At 68.4% G+C, this 22,877-nt stretch carries 26 protein-coding genes; 12 read left to right on the top strand and 14 right to left on the bottom strand.

Annotation, left to right across the window (positions count from 1 at the left end; translation table 11 throughout):
* Positions 1-996: an adenosine kinase gene (locus H7F51_RS03560; protein WP_185662830.1), complete on the bottom strand. Its 996-nt coding sequence runs from the start codon at positions 994-996 to the stop codon at positions 1-3.
* 124 nt (positions 997-1,120) lie between these two features.
* On the opposite strand from H7F51_RS03560, the gene H7F51_RS03555 reads away from it, so the two are divergent.
* Both H7F51_RS03555 and H7F51_RS03550 read left to right on the top strand, forming a co-directional pair.
* Entirely contained in the window at positions 1,121-1,549 is a 429-nt protein-coding gene (locus tag H7F51_RS03555) for a hypothetical protein (RefSeq protein ID WP_425491004.1), read from the top strand.
* Positions 1,550-1,673: 124 nt separating this feature from the next.
* Positions 1,674-2,636: a hypothetical protein gene (locus H7F51_RS03550; protein ID WP_185662829.1), complete on the top strand. Its 963-nt coding sequence runs from the start codon at positions 1,674-1,676 to the stop codon at positions 2,634-2,636.
* A gap of 220 nt (positions 2,637-2,856) precedes the next feature.
* Here H7F51_RS03550 and H7F51_RS03545 read toward each other — a convergent pair whose 3' ends face one another.
* From H7F51_RS03545 to H7F51_RS03500, 10 genes are all read right to left on the bottom strand, one after another.
* The gene (locus H7F51_RS03545; RefSeq protein WP_185662828.1) at positions 2,857-3,963 is read right to left on the bottom strand and encodes a helix-turn-helix transcriptional regulator; all 1,107 of its coding nucleotides are present in this window, start codon (positions 3,961-3,963) and stop codon (positions 2,857-2,859) included.
* 109 nt (positions 3,964-4,072) lie between these two features.
* Positions 4,073-4,441, bottom strand: a complete 369-nt coding sequence (locus H7F51_RS03540) for a HesB/IscA family protein (protein WP_185662827.1) — start codon at positions 4,439-4,441, stop codon at positions 4,073-4,075.
* 24 nt (positions 4,442-4,465) lie between these two features.
* A complete protein-coding gene (locus H7F51_RS03535; RefSeq protein ID WP_185662826.1) occupies positions 4,466-4,960 on the bottom strand; it encodes an SUF system Fe-S cluster assembly protein in 495 nt (164 codons plus the stop codon).
* A complete protein-coding gene (locus H7F51_RS03530) occupies positions 4,957-6,174 on the bottom strand; it encodes a SufS family cysteine desulfurase (RefSeq protein WP_185662825.1) in 1,218 nt (405 codons plus the stop codon). Before H7F51_RS03530 ends, H7F51_RS03535 begins: the two co-directional genes overlap by 4 nt.
* Positions 6,171-6,905: a SufD family Fe-S cluster assembly protein gene (locus H7F51_RS03525; RefSeq protein WP_185662824.1), complete on the bottom strand. Its 735-nt coding sequence runs from the start codon at positions 6,903-6,905 to the stop codon at positions 6,171-6,173. The genes H7F51_RS03530 and H7F51_RS03525 overlap by 4 nt, the downstream gene beginning before the upstream one ends.
* Entirely contained in the window at positions 6,895-7,284 is a 390-nt protein-coding gene (locus tag H7F51_RS03520; RefSeq protein WP_185662823.1) for a hypothetical protein, read from the bottom strand. The genes H7F51_RS03525 and H7F51_RS03520 overlap by 11 nt, the downstream gene beginning before the upstream one ends.
* Complete coding sequence (sufC, locus tag H7F51_RS03515) at positions 7,281-8,039, bottom strand: Fe-S cluster assembly ATPase SufC (RefSeq protein WP_185662822.1); 759 nt, start codon at positions 8,037-8,039, stop codon at positions 7,281-7,283. The genes H7F51_RS03520 and sufC overlap by 4 nt, the downstream gene beginning before the upstream one ends.
* A 2-nt stretch (positions 8,040-8,041) precedes the next feature.
* A complete protein-coding gene (locus H7F51_RS03510; protein ID WP_185662821.1) occupies positions 8,042-8,494 on the bottom strand; it encodes an endonuclease domain-containing protein in 453 nt (150 codons plus the stop codon).
* Positions 8,491-9,972 (bottom strand): Fe-S cluster assembly protein SufB, encoded by a 1,482-nt coding sequence (gene sufB, locus H7F51_RS03505; RefSeq protein ID WP_185662820.1) that lies wholly within the window; start codon positions 9,970-9,972, stop codon positions 8,491-8,493. The genes H7F51_RS03510 and sufB overlap by 4 nt, the downstream gene beginning before the upstream one ends.
* Positions 9,969-10,430, bottom strand: a complete 462-nt coding sequence (locus H7F51_RS03500) for an SUF system Fe-S cluster assembly regulator (protein ID WP_185662819.1) — start codon at positions 10,428-10,430, stop codon at positions 9,969-9,971. The genes sufB and H7F51_RS03500 overlap by 4 nt, the downstream gene beginning before the upstream one ends.
* Before the next feature lie 375 nt (positions 10,431-10,805).
* Between H7F51_RS03500 and H7F51_RS03495 the strand changes: the two genes are divergently transcribed.
* The 3 genes from H7F51_RS03495 to H7F51_RS03485 all read left to right on the top strand — a co-directional run bounded on the left by H7F51_RS03495 (position 10,806) and on the right by H7F51_RS03485 (position 15,488).
* Positions 10,806-11,852: a quinone-dependent dihydroorotate dehydrogenase gene (locus tag H7F51_RS03495; protein ID WP_185662818.1), complete on the top strand. Its 1,047-nt coding sequence runs from the start codon at positions 10,806-10,808 to the stop codon at positions 11,850-11,852.
* A gap of 10 nt (positions 11,853-11,862) precedes the next feature.
* Complete coding sequence (gene ggt, locus H7F51_RS03490) at positions 11,863-13,593, top strand: gamma-glutamyltransferase (protein WP_185662817.1); 1,731 nt, start codon at positions 11,863-11,865, stop codon at positions 13,591-13,593.
* Positions 13,594-13,676: 83 nt separating this feature from the next.
* Positions 13,677-15,488 (top strand): AMP-binding protein, encoded by a 1,812-nt coding sequence (locus H7F51_RS03485; protein ID WP_185662816.1) that lies wholly within the window; start codon positions 13,677-13,679, stop codon positions 15,486-15,488.
* A 177-nt stretch (positions 15,489-15,665) separates the two neighbouring features.
* Here the strand turns inward: H7F51_RS03485 and H7F51_RS03480 are convergent, their stop codons facing one another.
* From H7F51_RS03480 to H7F51_RS03470, 3 genes are all read right to left on the bottom strand, one after another.
* The gene (locus tag H7F51_RS03480; RefSeq protein ID WP_185662815.1) at positions 15,666-16,193 is read right to left on the bottom strand and encodes a hypothetical protein; all 528 of its coding nucleotides are present in this window, start codon (positions 16,191-16,193) and stop codon (positions 15,666-15,668) included.
* Between the two features lie 255 nt (positions 16,194-16,448).
* Positions 16,449-17,450, bottom strand: a complete 1,002-nt coding sequence (gene thiS, locus H7F51_RS03475; RefSeq protein ID WP_185662814.1) for a sulfur carrier protein ThiS — start codon at positions 17,448-17,450, stop codon at positions 16,449-16,451.
* Positions 17,451-17,468: 18 nt separating this feature from the next.
* Positions 17,469-17,840 (bottom strand): MerC domain-containing protein, encoded by a 372-nt coding sequence (locus H7F51_RS03470; protein ID WP_185662813.1) that lies wholly within the window; start codon positions 17,838-17,840, stop codon positions 17,469-17,471.
* Positions 17,841-17,941: 101 nt separating this feature from the next.
* On the opposite strand from H7F51_RS03470, the gene H7F51_RS03465 reads away from it, so the two are divergent.
* From H7F51_RS03465 to H7F51_RS03435, 7 genes are all read left to right on the top strand, one after another.
* Positions 17,942-18,991 carry a COX15/CtaA family protein gene (locus H7F51_RS03465; protein ID WP_246447767.1) on the top strand — a complete coding sequence of 350 codons (1,050 nt, stop codon included), beginning with the start codon at positions 17,942-17,944 and terminating at the stop codon, positions 18,989-18,991.
* Positions 18,988-19,314, top strand: a complete 327-nt coding sequence (gene cutA / locus H7F51_RS03460) for a divalent-cation tolerance protein CutA (RefSeq protein WP_343061187.1) — start codon at positions 18,988-18,990, stop codon at positions 19,312-19,314. Before H7F51_RS03465 ends, cutA begins: the two co-directional genes overlap by 4 nt.
* A complete protein-coding gene (locus tag H7F51_RS03455; protein WP_185662812.1) occupies positions 19,311-20,075 on the top strand; it encodes a hypothetical protein in 765 nt (254 codons plus the stop codon). The genes cutA and H7F51_RS03455 overlap by 4 nt, the downstream gene beginning before the upstream one ends.
* Before the next feature lie 146 nt (positions 20,076-20,221).
* A complete protein-coding gene (gene rplM / locus H7F51_RS03450; RefSeq protein WP_185662811.1) occupies positions 20,222-20,701 on the top strand; it encodes a 50S ribosomal protein L13 in 480 nt (159 codons plus the stop codon).
* Positions 20,701-21,222: a 30S ribosomal protein S9 gene (gene rpsI, locus H7F51_RS03445; protein ID WP_185662810.1), complete on the top strand. Its 522-nt coding sequence runs from the start codon at positions 20,701-20,703 to the stop codon at positions 21,220-21,222. The genes rplM and rpsI overlap by 1 nt, the downstream gene beginning before the upstream one ends.
* An 88-nt stretch (positions 21,223-21,310) precedes the next feature.
* Positions 21,311-22,123 (top strand): hypothetical protein, encoded by an 813-nt coding sequence (locus H7F51_RS03440; protein ID WP_185662809.1) that lies wholly within the window; start codon positions 21,311-21,313, stop codon positions 22,121-22,123.
* 4 nt (positions 22,124-22,127) lie between these two features.
* The gene (locus tag H7F51_RS03435; protein WP_343061186.1) at positions 22,128-22,802 is read left to right on the top strand and encodes an HPP family protein; all 675 of its coding nucleotides are present in this window, start codon (positions 22,128-22,130) and stop codon (positions 22,800-22,802) included.
* The last annotated feature ends 75 nt before the right edge of the window (positions 22,803-22,877 follow it).

Genomic DNA, 22,877 nt, shown 5'->3' with positions numbered 1-22,877 from the left:
TCAGCCCAGCATTTCCGCGACCAGTTCGGTCAGGTCCGCCTCGGGCCGGGCGCCGTAGTGGCTGATCACCTCGGCGGCGCAGATCGCGCCGAGCTTGAGGCATTCGGCGAGCGGACGGGCGCGGGTGTAGCCGAAGAGGAAACCGGCGGCGAACAGATCGCCCGCGCCGGTGGTGTCGACCACCCGGGCAATGGGTTCGGCCGGAACCTCGGCGTGCTCGCCATTGCTGATGGCATAGGCGCCCTTTTCCGAGCGGGTGACGACCACGGTCGGCACTTTGCCGCCGAGGTGGCCGATCCCCTCGTGGAAGTCCTCGATGCCGGTCAGGGCGGCGAGTTCGTGCTCGTTGGCGAAGAGGATGTCGATCTGGCCATCCGCGATCAGGGCGCGGAAATCATCGCCGTGGCGGGCGATGACGAAACCATCGGACAGCGTGAAGGCAACCTTGCGCCCGGCGTCGCGCGCGGCGGCGATGGCGCGGCGCATGGCGGCGCGGGGCTCTTCCGGGTCCCACAGGTAGCCTTCGAGGTAGAGGACCGAAGCGGCGGCGATCTGCTCATCGTCGAGCGCGGCGGCGGGGAGGAACTGCGAGGCGCCGAGGAAGGTGTTCATTGTGCGCTGGCCATCGGGGGTGACGAAGATCAGGCACTGGGCGGTGGGCGGCCCGGCGTCGCGCACGGGGGTTTCGAAGGCGATGCCGCCAGCGCGGATATCGTGCGCGAAGACCTGGCCGAACTGGTCGTCGGCCACCTGCCCGATGAAGGCGCAGCGCGCGCCAAGCGCGGCGAGCCCGGCGAGGGTGTTGGCCGCCGAACCGCCCGAAATCTCGCGCGCCGGGCCCATCGCGTCGTAAAGCTCGCGGGCGCGGGGCGCATCGACCAGGGTCATCCCGCCCTTGGCGAGACCCAGTGCGGCGATGCCCGCTTCCTGGGCGGGGGCCATGATGTCGACGATGGCGTTGCCGATGGCGATGACGTCGAACCGGGTATCTGGCATGCGGATTGGAATCCCTTGCGAAAAATGACTTTCGAGCGGACCTAACGTCCGGTCGCCCCGGCGGCAAGGCGGACGACGCGGCCCGCGGTTGACTTGGGTCTGGCGCCGGGCAATGCGAAGGGCGATGATGCGTCCACTTGCCCTTCTCCCCGCCACGCTCGCCTTCGCCCTGTCGGCCTGCGGCGGCGGCAATTCCGGCCCGGTCAAGAGCGTCTCGATGCCCAGCCGGGTGCCGCGCTCGACCGTGCGCGCACCGGTGCGCAGCGCTCCGCCGCCGGCGCAGGTCCAGGCCCTGCCCGGGCTTGAAGGGGTGATCGGCGCGACCGGCGCGGACCTTGCCCGCCAGTTCGGCCCGCCCCGGCTCGACGTGCAGGAAGGCGATGCCCGCAAGCTGCAATATTCCGGCGTGCCCTGCGTGCTCGACATTTACCTGTTCCCGCCCGCGCCCGGGCGCGAGCCGCAGGCGACCTATGTCGATGCGCGGCGGGCAAGCGATGCGCAGGACGTGGACCGCGCCGCCTGCGTTTCCGCGCTGCGCAAGCGCCGGCCCTGAGCCCCGGGCCGCCCTCCCCGGCCGGCGCTGCGGGCGCGTCCGTAACCCGGTCTTAACCGCTTTTGGCCGATACCTCCGGCATATTCGGGCGGCATCCGTGTGCCCGCCATCGGGGGACAGCCACATGACTTTCCAGTTCCGCACTCTAGCCGACCAGGCCCAGGCCGACGGGCAGATTACCGCCGACGAGATCCTTGCGCTGCGCCGCGAAGGCTGGGGCGACGGCCGGATCGAGCCGGCTGAGGCCGAGGCCCTGTTCGTGCTCAACGACCACCTTGCCGAGCGGACGCTGGAGTGGACCGACTTCTTCGTCGAGGCGCTGGGCGAATATATCCTGTCGGGCGGGTCACCGCGCGGCTTCGTCGGCGAGGACCAGGCCGAATGGCTGATCGAACGGCTGGACCGTTCGGGCCAGGTCGAGACCATGGCCGAGCTGGAGCTGCTGGCCCACCTGTTCGAGCGGGCCGAGCGCGTGCCCGAGCGGCTGCGCGACTATGCCCTCGCCCAGGTCGAGCAGATCGTGCTGACCGGGCAGGGTCCGACCCGCGACGGCGGCCAGATTGACGCGGCCCGGATCACCCCGGCCGAGTGCCGCCTGCTCAGCCGGATCATCTATTCCTTCGTCAGCGAGGCCCCCGGCGGGGTCAGCCGCGCCGAGGCGGAAATGCTGTTCCGTCTCAAGGACGCCACGCTGGGGGCGGACAATGCACCGGAATGGCCGGACCTCTTCGTCAAGGCCGTGGCCAACCACCTGATGGCGCACAACCGCTTTGCCCAGCTCTCGGCCGAACGCGCGCTGGAACTGGAGCGCTTCATGGGCGACGCCAACCCCCGCATCGGCGCCTTTTTCGGGCGCATGGCGCGGAGCGACATCGGCGGCAGCTTCGCCGAGGCGGCCAGCCGCGTGCTCGGCTTCGGCCGCAAGGGGACCGAGCGTGACCTCGCTTCGGAAGTGGCCGGCGACCACAAGGTGACCGAGCTGGAAGACGCCTGGTTGCAGCGCCAGGTCGATGCCAACCGCCAGCTTGACGCGCTGGACAAGGCGCTCCTGCGCTTCATCGTGGTGGAACAGGCCCGGGGCGCCTGACGCCGGGCCAGGGTTTCGCTGACCACTTTTCCACACCTATCTAAGGATATAGCGGAATATCCCCCTCATGGGGGATGCGCCGGCCTCGGTCAGCGACTATTCAGGTCGTGCGACCCGAAGGATGATTTTCATCCTTTCACTGCCCGGCCGGAATGCGTTCAGTTTGACTGGCGTTCCGGCCGGGCATTTTTTTGCCCTGCGCCCAGACCGGACGGGGCGCTCAGGTCATGATCGCGGCGAGCAGGCGCATCAGGCGGGCTTCGTTTTCCGATCCGGTCTTGGCGCAGATCGACTTGATCTGGCCGCGCAGCGTTTCCGGGGTCACCCCGCGCTCGGCGCAGAGCTCGGCCCGGCCCTTCCCGTCGAACAGGCGCATGGCGATTTCGGCCTCGGCCGTGGTCAGCCGGTAAAGCGCGGAAAGAAAAGCGGAAATTCCCGCCCGGTCACGCTGGGGCTGCTTCACCAGCAGGATCGCATGGGGCAGGTGGCCGAACGACCAATCGCGCCGCGGCAGCCGGAAACCTTCGAGGAACAGTCCGGGGCGCTCGTCCCCGCCGTCGATCTTGAGGCGCAGGTGCTGGAGGCCCTCCGCCCCGGTCAGCGCGGCGGTGGCCTGACCCAGCGACAGTGGCGAGGCCTCGCCCTCGAGCTGGCCCTGGCGCAGGCCGACCGCGCCGCTGGCGACCAGCGCCTCGGCCTTGGCGGTGAGCGCCGCGACCCGGCCGCGCGAATCGAGGATGAAGGCCGTGGCGGCGATCACGTCGAAGGCCCCGGCGAGGAAGCGGGCCTGCTCTCCCTCCAGCCGCTCCTGCAGGCGCACGGCGCGCCGCGCGGCATCGGCGGCGGCGGCGAAAGTGCGGCGCTGGGCCGGGGTGGTGCGGCCATCGCGGCGGGTGCGCAACACGGCGAGGCCGACCAGGCCGAGCCGATCGACGACGAGGTTGGTCTGGCAGCCGAAGGGAATGCCCTGTTCCTCGCACCAGTCGGCATAGCGCCGGTCTTCGAGCTGCGGCATGACGGCATCGTAGTGTTTCTCATGCAGCAGGCTGTCGTAGCGCCCCCGCGCAATGTCGCGGTTGCAAGCTGCAATGCGGAAATTGACCGAGGGCGAGGCACCGCCGATCCGGAGGAATTCCTCGAAGGCAGGCGGCGCGAAATGGGTGACGATGTTGAACGGAATGTCGCGGTCGCCGCCGATGCCGATCAACTGCCCGCGCGCCGATCCGGTATGGCGGGCCATGGCATCAAGCGCCTCGGGCCATTGCTCGGGCTGCAAGGCGGCAGACAGAAAGAGATCGTTCCAGTCGACGTTGTCCGGCCCCCGCACCCGCGCTCCCCCGATTAGTCCAATTGATCCCTATCTTACCGTCATTTACTTGAAGATTCTGCTTTGCGCGAAGGGCTCGGCCGCAGCCAGGTTGCCCCCGCGCGGCGGGTCAGACGGTGAAGCTCTCGCCGCAGCCGCAGGAGCCCTTGGCATTCGGATTCTGGAAAACGAAGCCGGCGGTGAAATCATCCTCCTGCCAGTCCATCGTCGAGCCGACGAGGTAGAGCACCGAGGCACTGTCGATGAAGAACAGGCCGCCGGGGGTCTCGATCCGCTCGTCGAAAGGCTGGGCCTCGGTCACGTAGTCGACCGAGTAGGCGAGGCCCGAGCAGCCCCGGCGCGGGGTCGAGAGCTTGACCCCGATCGCGCCTTCGGGCGCGCTGGCCATGAGCGCGGCGACCCGGTCCTCGGCGGCGGGGGTCAGGATCACGGCAGCGGGGCGGGCCGGGCGCGTCGGGCGGGTGGTGGTTTCGGTCATGGTTCTGCCTATGTGGGGCTGCCGCTACAGCATTCCCAGTTCTAGCTTGGCTTCGTCGCTCATCTTCTGGGGGTCCCATGGCGGGTCCCAGACGAGATTGACCTCGGCATCGCGCACGCCGGGGACCGAGGCGACGCGCAGTTCGACCTCGCCGGGCATCGATTCGGCCACGGGGCAATGCGGCGTGGTCAGGGTCATCGTGACCGCGACGCCGCCTTCGGGGGTGATGTCGACCCCGTAGATCAGGCCGAGATCGTAGATGTTGACCGGGATTTCCGGGTCGAAGATTTCCTTCAGCGCGCCGATCACGGCTTCGTAAAGATCGCCGCCGGGTTCGGTGGGGGCGAGGCCGCTCGGCTGAGCGGCGAGGAAGCCTTCGAGGTAGTCGCGCTTGCGGCCGAGCTTTTCGGCTACGGTTTCTGGCGCGCTCTCGGGCAGGTCCTCGACCCGGGCACGCTTGGGGGAATCGACCGCGTCGACTTCCTCGACCGTGAATTTCGGCGTGTCTTCGCCGTTCATCCGAAAATCCTTTTCGTCCGTTCGATCCCGCGCAGCAGCGCGGCAATGTCTGTCTCGTCGTTGTAGAGGCCGAAGCTGGCGCGGGCCGTGGCGGGAACGCCAAGGTGGTCCATCAGCGGCTGGGCGCAGTGGTGCCCGGCGCGGATCGCGACGTTTTCCTCGTCCAGGATCGTGCCGAGATCGTGGGGATGGACCCCTTCGACCGCGAAGGAGACCACGCCGACCGCGTCATCCGGCCCGAACACCGTGACCGCATTGGTGCGGCGCAGTTCCTCGCGCAGCTGGCGGGCGAGCGCGACTTCGTGGACATGGAGCCGGTCGAGCCCGATCGCCTCGACATAGTCGATCGCCGCGCCGAGGCCGATCGCCTCGACGATGGCCGGGGTGCCGGCCTCGAACCGCTGCGGCGGCGGGGCATAGGTGGTGCGCGCGAAGGTGACGCGGTCGATCATCGAGCCGCCACCCTGATAGGGCGGCATGGCATCGAGGATTTCGCGGCGGGCCCAGAGCGCGCCGATCCCGGTGGGGCCGTAAAGCTTATGCGCTGAAAAGACGTAGAAATCTGCGCCGAGCGCGGCGACGTCGACCTTGAGCCGGGGCACGGCCTGGCAGCCGTCGATCAGGATCTTCGCGCCGACATTGTGCGCCAGCGCCGCGGCATGTTCCACGTGAAGCACTGAGCCCAGGACATTGGAAACATGGGCAAAGGCGACCAGCTTGTGCGCCGGGGTGAGGATCTTTTCGGCGGCGGCGAGGTCGATCTTGCCGTCTGCGGTCAGCGGGCAGACGTCGATTGCAACGCCGGTGCGAGCCTGCAGCAACTGCCACGGAACGATATTGGAATGGTGTTCGAGCTCGGACAGCAGGATGCGGTCACCGGCCCGCAGGTTTTCGAGGCCCCAGGTCTGGGCGACGAGGTTGATCGCCTCGGTCGCGCCGCGGGTGAAGACGATCTCGTCCTCCGCCCCGCCGAGGAACATCGCCACCTTGCGGCGGGCGGCCTCGAAAGCCAGCGTCATCTCGGCCGAGCGGCCATAGACCCCGCGATGGACCGTGGCGTAGTCCGCCCCCATGGCGCGCACGGTGGCGTCGATCACGGCCTGCGGCTTCTGCGCGGTGGCTCCGGTGTCGAGGTAGTGCCACACTTCCCCGCCCGGCGTGACGAGGCCGGGGAAATCGGCCCGGAGGCGCGACGGGGCGAGCGCGACGCTCACAGCAGGACCTCGAGCGCCGCGAGGGCGGCTGCGTTGAGGCGCTCCTCGTCGGGCGCGCCGACGAAGGCCTCGGCAACGAAAGCCTGCAACATCAGGCGCTTGGCCTCGGCGGGCGGGAGCCCGCGCGACTGGAGGTAGAACAGGCCGGTCTGATCGAGTTCGCCGACCGCGCAGCCGTGCGCGCACTTGACGTCATCTGCGTAGATCTCAAGCTCGGGCCGGGCATTCGCCGTGGCCGTGCGATCGAGCAGCATGGCGCGGACCGACTGTGCGGCGTCGGTGCCATCGGCACCGCGTTCCACCGCGACCCGGCCGAGATAGGTGCCGGTGGCCTTGCCGCCGAGAACCGAGCGGACGACCTGGCGGCTGGTCGCGTCAGGCTCGGCGTGAGTCACTTCGGTGACGATCTCGACCGTTTCGTCGCCGCCGCCCAGCTGGGCGCAGCCGAGGGTGAAATCGGCGGCGCGGCCCATCCGGACATCGACCGCGACGCGGCCGAAATGGCCCGCCGCGTTGAGCACGCGCAGGTCGAAGCGGGCTTCATCGCCGAGGGTGATGACGAGGTGGCGGGCTGCAGCGCCCTCGCCCATGACCAGCGCGAGCTGGCCGCTTTCGCCAGCCGCGACCACGATTTCCTCGCGCGCGACGGGCCATGCGGCCTCCAGCGCGGCGAGGTCGGTGTAGCGGTAGTCTTCCTCGTGCCGGGTGGGCAGGGCGAGTTCAGCGAGCATCGGCGTTCCTCCGCCCGGTGCAATTGGCGAGGAAATCAGCGCGCCAGTCTTCCACCAGATTGCGCCAGGCCCTCTCGTCGGCACGGGCATTGTCGAGCCGGCGCTGGCGGGCGTCGAGCGCGGCGCGGGCGGCGCCGAGCGTGGCCTGACCGGCCTCCGACGGGCCATTACCACCAGCGGGCGAAGCATCGAGCGCGGCCCGCTCGGCGCTGATCGCGCGTTGTTCGTCATAGACCGCCGCGGCGAAGACCGCGCGGCGATGCGGCTCGTCGCGGCTGAGCGCGGCCATGCCCGCCCGGTCGCACTTTTCGACCGCCGTGCGCAGCGGCACCGGGTCCGGCGCGGTCAGCGCCTCGGCCAGAAGGGCGAGCGCGATCATGCGGCGACGGCCTCGTAGCCCTCGCTCTCCAGTTGGAGCGCGAGTTCGGGACCGCCCGACTTGACGATGCGGCCGCCCGCGAGGACGTGGACGAAGTCCGGCTTCACATAGTCGAGCAGGCGCTGGTAGTGGGTGATGAGCAGCACGGCCTTGTCGGGCCGGCGCATGATCGCGTTGATCCCCTCGCCGCAGATGCGCAGGGCATCGATGTCGAGGCCGGAATCGGTTTCATCGAGGATGGCGAGCTTGGGATCGAGGATGCCCATCTGGACCATCTCGTTGCGCTTCTTCTCACCGCCGGAGAAGCCGACGTTCACCGGGCGCTTGAGCATGTCCATGTCCATCCGCAGCAGGCCCGCCTTTTCGCGCGCCAGCTTGAGGAATTCGCCGCCCGAGAGCGGGTCCTGCCCCCTCGCCTTGCGCTGGGCATTGGCCGCTTCGCGCAGGAACTGGACGTTGGACACGCCGGGAATTTCGACCGGGTACTGGAAGCCGAGGAACAGGCCGGCGGCGGCGCGCTCGTGCGGATCGAGTTCGAGCAGGTCGATCTTTTCGCCATTCTGGCCATCGAGCGTGACCGAGCCGCCGGTCACTTCATAGCCGGGGCGGCCGCCGAGGACATAGCCGAGCGTCGACTTGCCGGCGCCGTTGGGGCCCATGATCGCGTGAATCTCGCCCGCGTTCACGGTGAGCGAGAGGCCCTTGAGGATCGGCTTGTCGGCCACGGAGGCCTGGAGGTCGGTGATCTGGAGCATGGTCATCCCTGGCGCCCGCGCCCTTGCGGGCGGCCGGGGCGTTCGAACGGTGTGTTGGCGGTGGCAGCGATCTCCTTGACCACGCGGTCAAGCTCGCCGGTCACCTCATCGGCGGTGAAGCGCAGGACGCGGATGCCGGTTTCGGCCAGCTTGCGGTCCTGCAAGGCATCGATTTCGGGGTTGGAGCCCGGCTGGGTGAGCGAGACGACCAGCCAGCGCGAGGGGCAGGCGAAATCGACGATTCCGGTGCCGACCACGGCCTTGCGGCTGAACTTGATCCCGCCGAGGCGCGCGCCTTCGAGCTTTCCCCAGAGCAGGGCCTCGGCCTCGGTCGGCTCGCGGCGCAGGACCTTGGCGTGTTCCTTGAGCCGGGCGAGGCGTTCGGCGCTGGCGCGGACCGGGCGGGCAGCCTCGGCGCCGTCGTCAAGGCGGACGGAAAGTGTCTTGCGGGTCATCCGACCGATCCTTCGAGTGAGATGCCCAGCAGTTTCTGGGCTTCGACCGCGAATTCCATCGGCAGCTGTTGCAGCACTTCCTTCGCAAATCCGTTGACGATCAGGGCCACGGCCTCTTCCTGGCCGAGCCCGCGTTGCATGGCGTAGAACAGCTGGTCGTCGCTGATCTTGCTGGTGGTCGCCTCATGCTCCACCTGCGCGCTGGGGTTGCGCACCTCGATATAGGGCACGGTGTGGGCCCCGCATTCGGCGCCGAGCAGCAGGCTGTCGCACTGGGTGAAGTTGCGCACGCCTTCGGCCTGGGGCGCGATGCGGACGAGGCCGCGATAGGTGTTGTTGGAATGGCCCGCGCTGATCCCCTTCGACACGATGGTCGAGCGGCTGCGCTTGCCGTTGTGGATCATCTTGGTGCCGGTATCGGCCTGCTGGTAATTGTTGGTGACCGCGACCGAGTAGAACTCGCCAACACTGTCATCTCCGTTGAGGACGCAGGAGGGATACTTCCAGGTGATGGCCGAGCCGGTTTCGACCTGGGTCCACGAGACCTTGGAGCGCGCGCCTTGGCACAGGGCCCGCTTGGTCACGAAATTGTAGATCCCGCCCTTCCCCTGCGCATCACCGGGATACCAGTTCTGCACGGTGGAATACTTGATCTCGGCATCGTCGAGCGCGACCAGTTCGACCACGGCGGCGTGAAGCTGGTTCTCGTCGCGCTGGGGGGCAGTGCACCCTTCGAGATAGGAGACATAGGCCCCCTTGTCGGCCACGATCAGGGTGCGTTCGAACTGGCCGGTGTTTTCCGCGTTGATGCGGAAATAGGTCGACAGCTCCATCGGGCAGCGCACGCCCTCGGGCACATAGACGAAGGTGCCGTCGGAAAAGACCGCGCAGTTGAGGGCGGCGAAGTAATTGTCGTGCTGGGGCACGACCTTGCCGAGCCACTTGCGGACCAGCTCGGGATATTCGCGGATCGCCTCGGAGATCGAGCGGAAGATGACCCCGGCCGCTTCCAGTTCCTTGCGGAAGGTGGTGGCGACGGAGACAGAGTCGAACACCGCGTCGACCGCGACCTTGCGCGCGCCCTCCACCCCGGCGAGCACTTTCTGCTCTTCCAGCGGGATGCCGAGCTTTTCATAGACGCGCAGGATTTCGGGATCGACCTCGTCGAGGCTGCCGAGCGTCTTCTTGGCCTTGGGCGCTGCCCAGTAATAGGCCTCCTGATAGTCGATCGGCGGGATCTTGAGCTTGGCCCAGTCCGGCATCGGCATGGTCAGCCAGTAGCGATAGGCCTTGAGCCGCCATTCGAGCATCCATTCGGGCTCGTTCTTCTTGGCCGAGATGAAGCGAACCGTATCTTCGGACAGGCCCTTGGGGCCATATTCCTGCTCGATATCGGCGACCCAGCCGTGCTCGTACTCGGCAACGCGGGCGGCGGCATCGCGTGCCGCCTGATCCTTGACCGTGGTTTCTTCGGTCATGACTGCAACTCCACGGCTGGACTGTGCTCCATCGGCAGGTGGGGGACGTGTTGATAAGGGCTGGCGAGCTGGACCAGCGAGACCTGGGCCAGCGCGCCGCGCAGGGCCTGGTTGACCACCGGCCAGTGCGGACGCAGCATGCAGCCGGCTTCCAGCGAGCAATCGTGCTTGCCCTGCTCGACGCAGGAGGCGATGGCGATCGGGCCTTCAACCGCCTCGACGATATCGGCGAGCGTGATCGCCGCGGCCGGACGCGAGAGCTTGAGCCCACCGCCCTGCCCGCGCGACGAGCGGATCAGCCCGGCGGCGGCGAGCCGGCTGACCAGTTTCTGCACGGTGGGGACGGGAAGCCCGGTTTCTTCCGCCAGCTGGGCGGCGCTGACCCGCGCGCGGCCGCAATGCCGCGAGGCCGCGGTCATCGTCAGGACGGCATAGTCGGCCATGCTGGACAAGCGCATGGAAGGGCTCCGGAACGAAATCGGATTGATTCGTTCCGGTTATCTAGGCGCACACCCCGCGCTTTACAATCGCCGACGGTGCCAATCCGCCGCAGCGCAGCATGGCCAACAAAAAAAGGGCGGCGAAACGAACGCCTTGCGTCGTCTCGCCGCCGTTAAGTCAAGGAACTCTCCGCACGAGTGCGACGAGCCCTTCGGGTCGCACAACGGGGATAGGCCCGACTCGGCCCTCGGTAATTGTATGGAATCGACATTGCAGGTGCGAAAAGTGATGCACTTATGCAACAGCAATCGGTTTCATCCCGGAATTGGAAATCCATATCGCAAGTTAGTAGGGAATCGACTCGGCCTCGGGGCCCTGCCATAGCCGCCCGCATGGCCAATTCCCTGATTTATGCCGCCCTGCGCGGCAGCCTGTTCCGAATCGACGCCGAACGTGCCCACGGCCTTGCCCTTGCCGCGCTCAAGCTGCGCGGCGGCTCTGCTCCTGCTGCACCTGCACAGGGGCCGCTGGCGAGCGAAGTGGCCGGCATCGCCTTTCCCAACCCGGTCGGCCTTGCCGCCGGATTCGACAAGGACGGCGAGGTGCCGGACGCGATCCTCGGCCTCGGCTTCGGCTATGCCGAGGTTGGCTCGATCACGCCCCTGCCCCAGGCCGGCAATCCCAAGCCGCGCCTGTTCCGGCTCGAGGAAGACCGCGCCGTCATCAATCGCCTCGGCTTCAACAACGGCGGCGCCGGCGCGGCGGTGGAACGGCTGGCGACGCGCGCCGGGCGGCCCGGCGTGGTGGGCATCAACATCGGCGCCAACAAGGATTCGGCCGACCGTGTGGCCGACTATGCCACGATGGCGCGACTGATGGCCCCGCTGGCGAGCTATCTCGCGGTCAACGTCTCCAGCCCCAATACGCCGGGGCTGCGCGCGCTGCAGGACGAGGGCGCGCTGACCGCCGTGATCGAGGCCGTGCGCGAGGGACGCGGCGAGGTTGGCCCGCCGATCTTCCTCAAGGTGGCGCCGGACCTCGAAGCGGCCGACATCGACGCGATCAGCCGGATCGCGGTCGAGCAGCAGCTGGGCGCCCTGATCGTGACCAACACGACCATCTCGCGCCCGCCGCTCAGCTCGCCCCATGCCGGGGAATCGGGCGGCCTGTCGGGCGCGCCGCTCAAGGACCTTGCCTTGCAGCGGCTGCGCGATTTCCGCGGCGCGACCGGCGGCAATGTACCGCTGGTGGGCGTCGGCGGGATCGCCACGGCCGAGGACGCCTTTGCCCGCATCCGGGCCGGGGCCAGCCTCGTCCAGCTCTATTCGGCCATGGTCTACGAAGGACCGGGGATCGCCCGGACGATCACCCGCGGGCTGGAGCAACTGCTGCGGCAATACGGATTTTCGGCCATTGCCGAGGCGGTAGGGACCGAATAACGTTTCAATCATGAACCTATCCCGCGTTTCGCGCGCCTCACCGGTCACCCTCGCACTCGCCCTGTCGGTCGCTGCGACCTCGCTTGCCGTTCCGGCCCAGGCCAAGGCGCCTCCGGCAGTTCACGTTCCGGGCATGGTCTCGGCTGCGGACAGCCGCGCGGCCGAGGCCGGGATCGAGATGCTGCGCAAGGGCGGAAGCGCGACCGATGCGGCGCTCGCGGTGATGCTGGCGCTCAACGTGGTCGAGCCGCAAAGCTCGGGGATCGGCGGCGGCGGCTTCCTCGTGCGCGGCGATGCCAAGGGCGAGGTCGAGACGGTCGACGGGCGCGAATTCGCGCCCGCAGCGGCCGACGGGCAATGGTTCATGAAGGACGGCAAGCCCGCGCCGTTCCAGACCTTCGTGCCGGGCGGCAAGAGCGTGGGCGTGCCGGGCGCGCTGGCGCTGGCCGCCACGGCGCACGGGCGCTGGGGCAAGCTGCCCTGGGCGGCGCTGTTCCAGCCGGCGATCAAGCTGGCGCGGGACGGGTTCCTGATCACGCCCCGGCTTGAGACCATGCTGACCCGTTCGCGCCGCAGCGGCACGTTCGATGCCGATGCCCGCGCGCTCTACTATGGCAAGGATGGCGAGCCGCTGCCGATCGGCACGCGGGTGAAGAACCCGGCGCTCGCCGCCATGCTGACCCGCATCGCCAAGGACGGACCCGGGGCCTTCTACGCCGGGGCCAATGCCAGGGCGCTGGTCGCCGAGGTCAACAATGCCCCCGCCGCGCCCTCGCCGATGACCGAGGCCGATCTTGCCGCCTATGCCGCCCCGGTGCGCCAGCCGCTCTGCGGGATGTACCGGCAGTGGCGGATCTGCGGGATGGGGCCGCCCAGCTCGGGCGCGACCACGGTCTTCGCCATCCTCAAGCAGCTCGAACGCTTCGACCTCACCGCGCTCGGGCCGGATTCGCCGGTGGCCTGGCACCTGATCGCCGAATCGATGCGGCTGGCCTATGCCGACCGCGACCGCTGGATCGGCGATCCCGACTTCGTGACCGTGCCCGCCACGGGCCTGATGGACCCGGCCTATCTCGCCGCGCGCTCGGCCCTGATCGATCCGGCCAAGACCCTGGCCCTCGTCAGCCCCGGCACCCCGCCGGGCGCCCAGACCCTCGCCCGCGCCACGACCGAGGGAGCCGAGGAACACGGTACGACCCATTTCGTGGCGGTGGACCGCGCCGGAACGGCGGTTTCCTATACCAACACGGTCGAGAGCGTGTTCGGCTCTGGCCTGATGGTGAACGGCTATTTCCTCAACAACGAGCTGACCGACTTCAATTTCGCCCCCGAACAGAACGGCAAGCCCGCCGCCAATGCCGTGGCCGCACACAAGCGCCCGCGCAGCTCGATGGCGCCGAGCCTGATCTACGACGGTGAAGGGCACCTCAAGCTGGCGGTCGGCGCCGCCGGGGGGACGACGATCCCGGCCCAGGTGGCCAAGGCGATCATCGGCGTGCTCGACTGGCACCTTTCGGCGCGCGACGCGATTGCCCTGCCGGTGCTCTATGCCCCGGGCAATACGGTCTTCGTCGAGAAGGGCACCGCGCACGAGGCGATGATCCCCGCGCTGAAGGCGCTGGGCCATGCCGACGTGCGGGCGCGCGAGGCCAGCTTCAAGGCCAATGCGATCGAGGTGACGGCCGGCGGCCTGCTCGGCGCGGCCGATCCGCGCAGCGAAGGGGCGGCCGTGACCCCCTGATTCGCAGCGGGCCGAACCGCTAAGCCTTGTGGCATTCCTGCCACGGTTCTAGATTGCGCCCTCATAAGGGGCGAGGATCGACCGTGCAGCTTACCGATTTCGACGCGAGTCCCAATCTCGTTGCCCTGTTCCTTGCCCGGGCGGACGAGCTGGCGGACAAGCCGTTCCTCTGGGCCAAGAGCGCCAATGGCACCGGCCGCCACTGGACCGCGCTGACCTGGCGCGAGGTGGCGCGGCAGGCCTGCCTGCTGGCCGACGCGCTGACCACGATGGGGCTGGAGCCGGGCGACCGGGTGATGCTGGTCTCGGACAACCGTCCCGAATGGTTCATCGCCGACATGGCGATCATGGCCGCCGGGCTGGTCACGGTGCCGGCCTATGTCACCAATACCGAGCGCGATCATGCCCACGTGATCGACAATTCCGGCGCACGGGCGGTGATCGTGGCCGACGGCAAGCTGGCCAAGGCGCTGCTCCCCGCCGTCCTGCGCAGCAACATCGCTCACGTGATCGCGCTGGAGGACTTCAAGCTGCCGCAGCTGGGCGACCGCCACGCCCACCTGTGGGCGGACCTGCTGACCGGCGACGAGACCGCCGCCCGCGCCCGCGTCGACGCGCGGATCGCCGGGATCGGGCGCGAGGACTTGGCCTGCCTGATCTATACCAGCGGGACCGGGGGATCCCCGCGCGGGGTGCGCCAGCACCACGGCATGATCCTGCGCAACGTGGCCGGGGCGGCCGAGGTCCTGGCCGAGGACTTCGGCTGGGACGACGAGGTATTCCTCTCGTTCCTCCCGCTCTCCCACGCCTATGAGCATACCGGCGGGCAGTTCCTGCCGATGGGCATGGGCGCGCACATCTATTACGCCGAGGGGCTGGAAAAGCTCGCCAGCAATATCGAGGAAGTGCGCCCCACCGTGATGGTGGTGGTGCCGCGCCTGTTCGAGGTGCTGCGCACGCGGATCATGAAATCGGTCGAGAAGCAGGGCCGGATCGCCAATTTCCTGATGGACAAGGCGCTGCGCGTGGCGGCGCGGGGCCAGCCGGGAGAGGCCCGGCTGGTCGACCGGCCATGGGATTTCGTGATCGAGAAGCTGCTGCGGCCCAAGGTGCGGGCGCGCTTCGGCGGGCGGATCAAGGCGATGGTTTCGGGCGGGGCGCCGCTCAATCCCGAGATCGGGACCTTCTTTTCGGCGATGGGGCTGACCCTGCTGCAGGGCTATGGCCAGACCGAGGCCGGGCCGGTGATCAGCTGCAACCGCCCCGCCGCAGGCCTCAAGATGGACACGGTCGGCCCGCCGCTGCCCGGCGTGGAAGTGAAGATCGCCGAGGACGGCGAGATCCTCGTGCGCGGCGAACTGGTCATGCACGGCTATTGGCGCAACGAGACCGAAACGGCCAAGGCGATCCGGGACGGCTGGCTCCACACCGGCGACATCGGCCACTTCGACGAGGCCGGGCGGATCATGATCACCGACCGCAAGAAGGACATGATCGTCAACGACAAGGGCGACAACATCTCGCCCCAGAAGATCGAGGGCATGCTCACCCTCCAGCCGGAGATCGCCCAGGCCATGGTGATCGGCGACAAGCGGCCCTACGTGGTTGGCCTGATCGTGCCCGATGCCGAATGGGCGCTGGAATGGGCGCGGGCCGAAGACGAGAAGTTCGATTTCGACGAGTTGCAGGACCTGCCCGCCTTCCGCAGCGCGATTCGCGAGGCGATCGACCGGGTCAACCGCGACCTCTCGGTGATCGAGAAGGTCCGCCAGTTCACCTTTGCCGACGAGGCGTTCTCCATCGCGAACGAGGAAATGACCCCGAGCCTGAAGATCCGGCGGCACAAGCTCAAGGCGCGCTACGGCGAGCGGCTGGACAGGCTTTACAAGGGGTGAGGCAAGGCTGAAGGACTGAATCCGGGGCCAAGGGCCCCGGACCCCAAGCCGTCTGCCAGCGCCGATGTTGTGCCGAAGGCGGCCTTGCGTCCGGCCGCATCGCCGGCAGACGTTTTGGGGTGCGGGGGTCTTAACCCCTGCATAAACAAAGAATTCATTCCGCTTGGCGGGGAGACTTCAGGCCGCTTCCTTCTCCACCCATTCGGGGAAGAAGCAGGGCGCCGCATCGGACCAGCCGGGCGCGGTGGCGGCGGCTTCGCTGATCGACTGGAGCAGCTGCTTGCGCGAGGAAGGGCGGATCTGCGGCAGGGCGGCCGCACCGCAGAAGGCGGCGGGCAGCCAGGGCCGCACGTCGGGGCCGAGCAGGCGCTCGTAAAGGAAGCGGTAGGAGGAGAAGCCGGTCAGCCGGTCCTGCGCCAGATCGAAGGCCGAGACGCGGATCAGCTTGCCCATGAAGCTTTCGACGCCGTCAAAACTGCCGTCGGCCGGGATCGTGCGGCGCAGGATCTTGAGCTCCTGATAGGCGACGTACTGGCTGCGGATCGAGGCGGTTTCCTCGGCATCGCGGGCCCAGAGCTTGAACGCGTCCTGCCGGCCGAGCCCGACGTCGAGGCTGCGCTTGATGTAGCGCTGCTCCTGCGGCCCGAACGAGGCGAATTCGCGGAATTCCGCGATGGCGAGCGAGGCATTGGCGGCGTGGCGCATGACACTGTCCCTGTTCGTGGGCTTTCCCACGAGCTGCACCATCGCACACGCCCGGTTAGCAAGAAGTTAACCATGCCATGTGCGATTACGGAACGCGCGGGCAAGGATTTGGCTCCGCACGGCCGCCTTCCGACCTGGCTTCAGCGCGCAAGGCATCCTCTCGTTCAGCACAGGCGCCGGTAGACAGATTGGAGCGCAGGGGTATTAACCCCTGCATATTCCCTTGTTCTTGCTGACTTATTCCGCTTCGCGGATTCAGATCAGCCCGGCCAGCGGGCTCGACGGATCGGCATATTTCCGCGTCGCCATGCGCCCGGCCAGATAGGCCGCGCGGCCGGATTCGACGGCGAGCTTCATCGCGCGGGCCATCAGGATCGGGTCCTTCGCCTCGGCGATGGCGGTGTTCATCAGGACGCCTTCGCAGCCCAGCTCCATTGCGACGGCGGCATCCGAGGCCGTGCCGACGCCGGCATCGACGAGGACCGGGACCGAGGCGCCTTCGACGATGAGGCGGATGGTCACGCGGTTCTGAATGCCGAGGCCCGAGCCGATCGGGGCGCCGAGCGGCATGATCGCAACGGCGCCGACGTCCTCCAGCTGCTTGGCCGCGATCGGATCGTCGGTGCAGTAGACCATGGGGAGGAACCCCTCCTTGGCCAGCACTTCGGTGGCGCGCAGGGTTTCGACCATGTTGGGATAAAGCGTGCGGGCCTCGCCCAGCACCTCGAGCTTGACCAGGTCCCAGCCGCCAGCCTCGCGGGCGAGACGCAGGGTGCGGATCGCGTCGTCAGCCGTGAAGCAGCCGGCGGTGTTGGGCAGGTAGGTGATCTTCTTGGGATCGATGAAATCGGTCAGCATCGGGGCCTTGGGGTCCGACACGTTGACCCGGCGCACGGCGACGGTGACGATTTCGGCGCCGGAGGCTTCGACGGCGGCGGCGTTCTGGGCGAAGTCCTTGTACTTGCCGGTGCCGACGATCAGGCGCGAGGTGAACTTGCGGCCGGCCACGGTCCAGCTGTCATTATCGGTCACTGCGCTCACGCCTTCCCCTCCTCCCACGAAATGGACGATTTCGAGCACGTCTCCATCACCCAGCGCGATCTCGGCGAGGCGGGCGCGCGGCGCGATGGCGCCGTTGTGCTCGACCGCGACCTTGGCCGGATCGAGTTCGAGCCCGCGGACGAGATCGGCGATCGAGCTGCCGGCGGGGGCGCGGCGCAGTTCGCCGTTGACGGAGAGGGACAGATCCATGCTCATGACCAGCGCAGATAGCGCTCAACAGGCGTGGCGCAAGTTCCGGATGTGCGCGAAGGCGACAAGGCCGACGCCGGGAATGGTCAGGAAAGCCTCAAGCGGGCCGTGGCCAACGACGAGGGCAAGCGCCATCAGGGCGATTCCCGCCGCGCCGATCAGGGCGGGAACGAGGTGGCCGTGGCGCCAGGCCGACAGCCCGAGCGTGACCACGCCGACCGCGATGGCGAGCGCCAGTCCGACTTCGTGGATCGAGGGCGACAGCAGGGCCCCGCCGCCGAGCCCGAGCACGGTGACGAGGACCAGGCCGAGCAGGCAATGCACTGCGCAGAGCCCCGAGAGGAGCACGCCGAAACCGTCCAGCCGGTCACGAATCGAGAGGAGAGCGTCACGCATCGGTTCGGGCCATGTATGATATGTTATATCATTGTTCAAGGCCCGAACGGCGAATCCGTCTTGCGCTTTACCGGCAGGCGAGCCAAGCGACGGCCATGGAAATGCACCTGGATATGGCGGAAAGCGGCACGAAGCCGGCGGCGCGCGAGCGTCCGCTGGCCTTGGCGCGGTGGCTGCTGGTGGTGGCGGCAATGGTGATCGCGATCGTGGTGATCGGCGGAATCACCCGGCTGACCGAATCGGGGGTCTCGATCACCGAGTGGAAGCCGGTGAGCGGCACCATCCCACCGATCACCGCGGCGCAGTGGCAGGCCGAGTTCGACGCCTATCGCCAGACCCCGCAATATATCGAGGTCAACGGCCCGGCCGGCATGACGCTGGCGACCTACAAGTTCATCTTCTTCTGGGAATGGGTCCACCGCCTGCTGGCCCGCTCGATCGGCCTGGCCTTTGCCCTGCCGCTGGCGTGGTTCTGGGTGCGCCGGGCGATTCCCAAGGGCTATCACCTCAGGCTGGTGGCCCTGCTCGCGCTGGGCGGACTGCAGGGCGCGGTTGGCTGGTGGATGGTCAAGTCGGGCATCGTCAATGACGTGAAGGTGAGCCATTTCCGGCTGGCGACTCACTTGCTGGTGGCCTTGCTGACGCTGGGCGGACTGGTCTGGACCGCGCTCGACCTGATCGGCCATGCGCGGGGCGAGAAGCCGCACCGGCTGACCCTCTTCGGCGCCCTCGCCCTTGCCGCGCTGGCGCTGCAACTGGGCATGGGGGCGCTGGTGGCGGGGCTGCGCGCAGGCCATGTCGCCTCCGACTGGCCGCTGATGACCGGCAAGCTGTTTCCCGACGGGGTCGACTGGTCTGAGGGCGCGCTGCACGCGGCGCTCTACGATCCCTTCCTTACCCATTTTCTCCACCGCTGGTGGGCCTGGGTGGTGGTGGCCGTGCTGGTGGTGATGGGGCGCAAGTTGCGCCGGGCGGGGCAGCGCAAGGTTTCCGTGGCGGTGCACAGCGCCTTCGGGACCCAGGTGATCCTCGGCGTGGTCACGGTGATGAGCGGGATCGCCCTGTGGCTGGCCGTGCTGCACCAGCTGGTCGGCGCGCTGCTGCTGGCCTGCACCACCTGGGGCGCCCATGCGCTGGGCCGCCGGGGGTGAGCGCCGTGGCGGTCCCCAGTCTGGTCTGGTGTCCTTTCCCGGACGAGGCCGAGGCCGGGCGGGTTGCCGACATCCTGCTGGACGAGGGCCTGATCGCCTGCGCCAACATCCTGCCGGGCATGCGCTCGCTCTATGTCTGGAACGGCGAAAAGGGCGAAAACCGCGAGGCCGGCGTCCTTTTTAAAACCAATTCAAGCTTGATCGAAAGGCTTGTCGTAAGACTCGTAGAATTACATGCTTATGACGAACCGGCGATTCTGGGGTGGCGGTGCGACCATGCCGCCCCCGGAACCGCGACCTGGCTGGGGGGCCTGGGCAGTTGAAGACGCGCAAGTTCGAGCTGCTGCTGGGGGCGGCGTTGGCCGTGGGCATGCCCGCGCCCGCCGTGCTGGCCGCGGACGCCCCGCGCGCTGTTTCCTTGCCCGCTCCCGCCGCCCGCCCGTTCATCCCGCCCGCCGGGCCGCAAGTGCTGACCCGCGAAGTGCGCAAGGAATTCGGCAACAGGGAGTCCGGCAAGGGCGGCGAACTGGTCTCGCGTCGGAGCTATGCGATCCGCTTCGTGCCCGAGGGCAGCGGCTGGCTGGTCGAGGGCACGCTGATCGGCAGCGAAGTCGAGGCGCCGCCGATGGTCGCCCCGGAATTGCTGGAAATCGAGCGCAATCGCGGTGACGGCGGGCTGTTTCCGCTGCGGCTGGATAGCAAGGGCCTGATCGTCAGCCAGGCCGGCAGCTCCGACCCGGCGAGCGAAGCGGCCGTGCTCAAGGCGGCGGGCACGGTGCTGGCCGGCAAGATGAGCGAAGCCGATCGCGGCGCGGTTCTGGCCATGGCCGGACGGCTACAGGCCCAGGCGCGGACCATGGGCGGCAACTGGCCGGTGGATCTGTTCCGGCCCCGCGCCGGGGAGCACAGCGAGGTGCGCGACCTGCCGCTGGCCGGGGGCGCCTCGGGCAAGGTGACCATCACGATCGCCGCGGTGGAACAAGCAGACGGACTGCTTGGCCGACTGGAGCGCAAGGTGGTGACCGAGACCGCCGGGACCAGCCGCCGCAGCGTCGAGACCTGGACTCTCGCCCGGGCGCGCTGACCCGCCCAAATTCACACGGTATTATTTTACCTCCACGCAAAACCGCGCAATTGCTTGACTCCGGGCATGTCTTCGCGCATTGGCCCGCCGTCCTGACCGGTGGCTGCAGCTCCCGGTGGCAGAAAACCATAGGGAACCAGCAAGCCATGAAGGCTCTCAGCACGGTCACCCGGTCGATCAAGCCGGCCGAGGTGGAAAAGAAGTGGCATCTGATCGATGCCGACGGCCTGGTGGTCGGCCGCCTCGCGGTGATCATCGCCAACATCCTGCGCGGCAAGCACAAGCCGAGCTTCACCCCCCACGTCGATTGCGGTGACCATGTCGTCGTGATCAACGCCGGCAAGGTCAAGCTGACGGGCAACAAGCTCAAGCAGAAGATCTATTACAAGCACACCGGCTATGCCGGCGGCATCAAGGAAGTGACCGCGGACAAGGTCCTCGACGGCCGCTTCCCCGAGCGCGTGCTCGAGAAGGCTGTTGAGCGCATGATCCCGCGCGGCCCGCTTGGCCGTGCGCAGATGCGCGCCCTGCACCTCTACGCTGGCGGGGAACACCCGCACGGCGGCACGCAGCCCGAGCTGCTCGATGTCGCCAGCCGCAACCGCAAGAACAAGGTGGGTGCCTGATGTCCGATAACACCGTCACCGATCTCGCCGAGCTCGGTAACCTCGCCGGCGGCGCCGTCGCCGAAACCAGCGCTCCGGAAGCCCCGGTCCGCACCGGCCCGGCCGCTCCGCTGCGTGAGCGCGAAGTCGACGCCCAGGGTCGTTCCTACGCCACCGGCCGCCGCAAGGACGCCGTGGCCCGCGTGTGGATCAAGCCCGGCTCGGGCAAGATCACCGTCAACGGCCGCGACCAGGAAGTCTACTTCGCTCGTCCGACCCTGCGCCTCGTGATCAACCAGCCGTTCGACGTGGCTGACCGTTCGGGTCAGTACGACGTGGTCTGCACCGTCAAGGGCGGCGGGCTTTCGGGCCAGGCCGGCGCGGTCAAGCACGGCATCGCCCAGGCCCTCTCGAAGTTCGAGCCGGCCCTGCGCAGCGCGGTCAAGGCCGCCGGCTTCCTCACCCGCGACCCTCGCGTGGTCGAGCGCAAGAAGTACGGCCGGGCCAAGGCCCGTCGTTCGTTCCAGTTCAGCAAGCGCTGATCCTGGCACCAGCAGAATTCGAAAGCGCCCGGCACCTCGCGTGCCGGGCGTTTTCTTTTGTGCGGTTGGGCGCTAACGCCGCGCCATCGTGACCCAGCCCACCGCCCTTGTCGTTTACGCCTGGAATGGCCGCGGCCAGCCGCTCGAACTGGTGAACCAGGACGTTGCGCCGGGCTTCGAGGTCCTGCTGTTTGACTACAGCGGCACGGTGACCGCGCCCGAAGCGGCCGGCTTCCCTGTCCTTTCGCGCAAGACCGAGTGCAAGGGCGAGATCTACCGCGAGGTCCATGCCCGCGTCAGCGCGGCGCCGGAGCGCTACGACTATGTCGGCCTGATCGACGATGACATTGCTCTCGCCTGGTCCGACCTTGAGCGCCTGCTGGCCATTGCCCGGCAACAAGACCTCGATTCCTTTCAGGCCGCGCTCACGCCCGATTCGTTTCACGCGCACCACTGGCTGATCGCCCGGCCCGGGCAGACCCTGCGCCCCCTGCCGTGGGTCGAGGTGATGATGCCGTTCTATCGCACAGCCCTGTTCCTTGCGGGCGGGCCGTTCTACGCCCGCTCGATCTCATCCTACGGGCTCGACCAGTTCGTCCTGCCCACGCTGCAAAAGCTCGCCGGGCTGGAAAAGGTCGCCATCATCGACGCGGTGGTGGTGCGCCACACCCGGGCGATCACCAGCGACGACAAGGTCTTCGCCAACGGCCTTACCGCCCATCAGGAACGGCTCCTGCAATGGCGCATGGCCCGCGCCCTCGTGGCCCAGCAGCGCCCCGACCTTGTCGGCACGCGCTGGTATTTCCGGACCTTTTCCCCCCTCGGCGGCCATCACCGCTACTGGCCGCTGCGCCTTGCCGCGCCGTGGCTGTGGCTGAAGCGCGCGCTGCGCACCGGCTGAACCCGTGCCGTTTCGTCTGCTCGCCCGCGCCGCCTCGCGCGCAACCGGCCGTCTCGGCTGGCTGCGCGGATCGATCGGCGCCCTGTGCGGGATCGCCGTGGCCGCGCTGGCCGGACGGCTCCTTGCCACGGCCCTGCCCGCCTTTCCCTGGCTGCTCGCCCCGCTCGGCGCCTCGGCCGTGCTGGTCTTCGCCGTGCCCGCCAGTCCGCTGGCCCAGCCCTGGCCGGTGATCGGCGGCAACATGCTTTCGGCCCTGACCGGTCTCGCGGTTCACGCCCTCGTTCCGGGGCCGCTGCTTGCCGCGGCGCTGGGCGTAGCCGCCGCCATCGCCGTGATGAGCATGGCCCGCTGCCTTCACCCGCCCGGCGGGGCCTGTGCGCTCCTCGGCGCCATGGCCTCGCCCGCCGTGGCAGCCCATGGCTGGGGCGCCCTGCTGCTTCCGCTGGCGGTGAACCTCGCCGCGCTGGCGCTGGCTGGCTGGCTTTACAACACCCTCACCGGCCATAGCTGGCCCCATCGCAAGCCCGCCCCCCGGCCCGAGCCGACCGAGCGCTACGAAACCTCCGACCTCGACGCCGTGCTGGAGGAATGGGACGAAGTGCTCGACGTCAGCCGCGAAGACCTCGACGCCCTGATCCGTGCGGTCGAGCGGCGGGTGGCGGCGAAGCTGGTTCGGTGAAGAGCTGAAGCTTGAAGGGGCAAGTCCTGGGGCCATGGGCCCCAGGCCCCGGAACGTCTTCCGGCGATGGTTTGA

It is taken from the genome of Novosphingobium flavum, from assembly GCF_014230315.1.
GTDB lineage: Bacteria > Pseudomonadota > Alphaproteobacteria > Sphingomonadales > Sphingomonadaceae > Novosphingobium > Novosphingobium flavum.
The sequence above is the reverse complement of the archived record's forward strand: the minus strand, read 5'-3'. Positions and strand labels throughout refer to the sequence as shown.

Coding starts and splice junctions, on each gene's coding strand:
- H7F51_RS03555 (WP_425491004.1), top strand. CDS start 1,121: ATGATGCGTCCACTTGCCCTTCTCCCCGCCACGCTCGCCTTCGCCCTG.
- H7F51_RS03465 (WP_246447767.1), top strand. CDS start 17,942: ATGCACCTGGATATGGCGGAAAGCGGCACGAAGCCGGCGGCGCGCGAG.
- H7F51_RS03510 (WP_185662821.1), bottom strand. CDS start 8,494: ATGACCCGCAAGACACTTTCCGTCCGCCTTGACGACGGCGCCGAGGCT.
- H7F51_RS03495 (WP_185662818.1), top strand. CDS start 10,806: ATGGCCAATTCCCTGATTTATGCCGCCCTGCGCGGCAGCCTGTTCCGA.
- H7F51_RS03560 (WP_185662830.1), bottom strand. CDS start 996: ATGCCAGATACCCGGTTCGACGTCATCGCCATCGGCAACGCCATCGTC.
- sufC (WP_185662822.1), bottom strand. CDS start 8,039: ATGCTCCAGATCACCGACCTCCAGGCCTCCGTGGCCGACAAGCCGATC.
- H7F51_RS03525 (WP_185662824.1), bottom strand. CDS start 6,905: ATGCTCGCTGAACTCGCCCTGCCCACCCGGCACGAGGAAGACTACCGC.
- sufB (WP_185662820.1), bottom strand. CDS start 9,972: ATGACCGAAGAAACCACGGTCAAGGATCAGGCGGCACGCGATGCCGCC.
- H7F51_RS03480 (WP_185662815.1), bottom strand. CDS start 16,193: ATGCGCCACGCCGCCAATGCCTCGCTCGCCATCGCGGAATTCCGCGAA.
- H7F51_RS03520 (WP_185662823.1), bottom strand. CDS start 7,284: ATGATCGCGCTCGCCCTTCTGGCCGAGGCGCTGACCGCGCCGGACCCG.
- H7F51_RS03550 (WP_185662829.1), top strand. CDS start 1,674: ATGACTTTCCAGTTCCGCACTCTAGCCGACCAGGCCCAGGCCGACGGG.
- rplM (WP_185662811.1), top strand. CDS start 20,222: ATGAAGGCTCTCAGCACGGTCACCCGGTCGATCAAGCCGGCCGAGGTG.
- H7F51_RS03535 (WP_185662826.1), bottom strand. CDS start 4,960: ATGAACGGCGAAGACACGCCGAAATTCACGGTCGAGGAAGTCGACGCG.
- thiS (WP_185662814.1), bottom strand. CDS start 17,450: ATGAGCATGGATCTGTCCCTCTCCGTCAACGGCGAACTGCGCCGCGCC.
- H7F51_RS03540 (WP_185662827.1), bottom strand. CDS start 4,441: ATGACCGAAACCACCACCCGCCCGACGCGCCCGGCCCGCCCCGCTGCC.
- rpsI (WP_185662810.1), top strand. CDS start 20,701: ATGTCCGATAACACCGTCACCGATCTCGCCGAGCTCGGTAACCTCGCC.
- H7F51_RS03470 (WP_185662813.1), bottom strand. CDS start 17,840: ATGCGTGACGCTCTCCTCTCGATTCGTGACCGGCTGGACGGTTTCGGC.
- H7F51_RS03500 (WP_185662819.1), bottom strand. CDS start 10,430: ATGCGCTTGTCCAGCATGGCCGACTATGCCGTCCTGACGATGACCGCG.
- ggt (WP_185662817.1), top strand. CDS start 11,863: ATGAACCTATCCCGCGTTTCGCGCGCCTCACCGGTCACCCTCGCACTC.